Here is a 3,163-nt window from a genome sequence, read left to right as displayed (position 1 = left end):
TCGATGCGCCGTTGATCGTAGCGGCAGGTAACGTTTTGTTGCTCAGAGTCTCCGTGGCGTCGCGCGTGACGACGACGCCACTAGCTGGGAACGTTGCTGCGGAATTGACACCGGTACCGCCGTTGGCTGCGGGTAGTGCTCCAGATACTTCGCTCGCCAGATTGATGTTGTTGCCGCTAGCTGCAGCCGTGAGGCGTCCTTGCTGATCGACGGTGATTGTGGCACGGGTATAAGTCCCAGGCGTCACGGCGGTGTCGGTTAGCCCTACAGTGGCGGTGCCACTACTCGTGGATACAGATATCGCTGGTGATCCGACCACACCGGCAACTTTGCCGTTAAACGCGGCGTAATCAGCATTCGATAGGAGTCCTGCGGTAACGGTTGCTCCGGCCGAGGCCAGCGGGATATTAAGCGTGTGCGTGGAGCCAACGGAATTAAATGCAGGACTGTTGCTAGCGGTGCCAATAGACAGAGTCTGACTGCCGCCAGTTAAGCCGTTTAGATTAGTGAGCCCAGCTCCCGAGATCCCCAGGGTTTTTGCTGCAGATCCATCCCAGTACTTGATTTCATTGGTGGACGAGTTAAACCAGGTTTTGCCCTTATCAGGAGACGAGCCACCGCTCGCATTGAGCGTCGCCGTCATCGACGCCTCGGACGCGTTATCGAATCGCCCTAGGCCCAGTGTTTTGTCCGTAGCCAATCCTAAGTCACCGACATTCGTCAGCCTGTTACCATTCATATCAAGGCCACCGCTCAAAGTGTCGCCCGCCTTATTGACGGGCGTATAACCGAGGGCGTTTTGTTTACTGGTGAAGGTGGACCAATCCGCGGACGAGAGATAGCCATCGGCACTCGCACTTGCGGCAGCCATGCTAATAACGCCGGTAGTAAAATTATAGTTAATCGGGGCCGTCCCGGTTAGGCTCGATCGTGCCCTCGCAGTTGTAAAGTACTCTGATGAGCCAGATTCTGGCACGTTGGCTGTGTTGAGTGGATGCCAGGTCTTGTCGCCGCGGAAGTAGTCGGCAGTCGTGCCCGACGCAATCGCATCTTCTTTAGCACCTAAAGACGTACCCAGCCCCGCAATCTTACTCTGCGCAATGTTGGCGGACGCGGCGATATCCGCGTCGACCAGCGTGGGGCCATTTTGAGCATCGGAGATCCGGCCCTGGGAGTCGACGACGACGGTGGCACGTAGGTAGGTGCCAGGCGTCACGGCTGTATTACTCAAACTAATGGTCCCTGAACCTGTGATCGGTCCACCTGTGAGACCTGTGCCAGTGTTTACTGTCGTCACGCCGCTAGCTGCAGGCGTTGTCCACGATGCTAGTCCAGTAGCATCGCTGGTCAGGACTTTACCAGCTCCAGGGGATCCACCGGTGATTTTGATCTGGCCTATCAGATCTAGCTGTGCCGGTGCAGATGTCGATCCGATTCCGACGTTGCCACTTACAGTGAGATTTGTAAATAAACCAATGTTTGGTGCCGTGGCGCCAATAGCTCCTGGTGAAGCCCAGTCGGTAGCAGGTAGCGCTGCACTGATCCAGGTTGTGCCGTCGGAGGTAAGCACCCGACCACTAGCACCTGGTGCTACTGCCTGCACGGGATTCGTACCGTTGCCGAGCAGCACCGCGTTACTGGTGAGCATACTTGCGCCCGTGCCACCGTTGGCGACACCGAGCGTGCCGGATACTGCCGCTGCGCTTGCTAGATTGACGCGGCCAAAACCTGGTTGCCCACCGGCGCCTGCGACGAGGACATTGTGCTCGCTGCCGGCAGCTGTGGCCGAGAGCGCCCCAGAGGATCCAATCACAACCCCGTTGTTGGTAAAGCTAGCTACGCCGGTACCGCCACTGCTCAGGGGTAAAATACCGGTAAACGAATTACCGTTAGCAGTCTGGTTCGCTGGTACCCACTGCGTACCGTCGTACCTGAGTATTTGACCGGAGGCCGGTGCAGCCGCAGAGATAGTCTGATCTTGCAGTTTAGTTACTGTGGGCGATGCCCAAGCGAGTTTGCCCGCGACGTCTTTGGTCAGAAAGTATCCGCTACCCGACGAAGCTCCTACGGCGAGTGTGAGTTTGCCGTCGCTTCCAAACTTGATCGTCTGCTCGTCGACAGGAATCCTGAGGGCGTAGGGTACGTAGGAAAACTTCTGCCGCGGATAAACTTTGCTACTAGCGGTGATCTCGATAAATACGGGATCGTCACCACCACCGCCAAACATCAGTGCTGCCTCTTCCGAACTGAACACTAGATCGATGAGGAAGACACCGTTTATCAGCTGCACAGCCGGGAAGTCGATGGTCGGCCCCCGCTGGGTCCCCTCGATGCCTTCTGACCAAAACCTGGCTTCCATCGGCACTATGCCTTCAAGTGGCGCGCCATTGGGCTGCGTCAGGCGGCCCGAATAGCTCATAGTAATCTGCGTGGCCCAAGCGGTGACTGACGAGAACGCGAGACTAAACAGAATCGCATGTACCGCGACTAGCAGTAATCTGCGTAGCGATAGTGACCTTGTCAGTGATGTGTTTAGTCTCGGTGTCATCAGGGTGCCTTCGGTCGAGGGTGCCGTAAGTCGCGACCCATGGAGGGCTCTCACGATGCGAATCACCCCCCCCTATTTGAAGGTAGGATCGGTACCCTGGGGCTAAACTTGAGATGTTTTGTTAAGGCCCCGATATTGATTCGTATTTTTGGATGATTTGGGCGGGTCTTTGGCGGGGGTGTCAAAAGGTTGATCGAGGTAGTCTGTGGCTGACCGGCTACTTTAGCTAGTCTGCGGCGGCTGAAGGGCGCGTTTCAGGATCCCTACTACTGACAAAGATCAGGATTATCTTTGCGCGTAGGGCTATACGGAAACAACCATAAGATCAACGAGTTCTGAGAAGTGCCCGGCATGGACCAAATCGATCTTTACATCAGACAAATGAACTACCCCTACCAATCCTCACGCTCTCTGACAAGAGCGCTCCGGTATGGTCAGAGTTTCGTGCTTCAGCGGGCGGGTAACCCCACCCTCCACACCTGAGGACAGTTCCCGCCCCGTGACAAAGCCTGTCAAAGCATAATTCAAGATCACTCGTGCAGCATTCACGTCCCGGTCAAGTCTGAGCCCACAGCATGCACATGCGTGCACACGCTCAGACAGTGACTTTTTCTG

General features: G+C 56.1%; 2 protein-coding genes. Both read right to left on the bottom strand.

Translation table 11 applies throughout. The annotated features are described in order from the left end of the window. On the bottom strand, window positions 1–2,548 hold a 2,548-nt coding region (locus tag FJ146_19775; protein ID MBM4254211.1), incomplete at its 3' end, for a hypothetical protein. 402 nt (window positions 2,549–2,950) lie between these two features. After that, window positions 2,951–3,163: transposase (locus FJ146_19770; protein ID MBM4254210.1), on the bottom strand; the 213-nt coding region annotated here is incomplete at its 5' end.

This window comes from Deltaproteobacteria bacterium (genome assembly GCA_016874735.1).
GTDB lineage: Bacteria > Bdellovibrionota_B > Oligoflexia > Oligoflexales > CAIYRB01 > CAIYRB01.
This window is presented reverse-complemented; position numbering and strand designations above follow the sequence as displayed.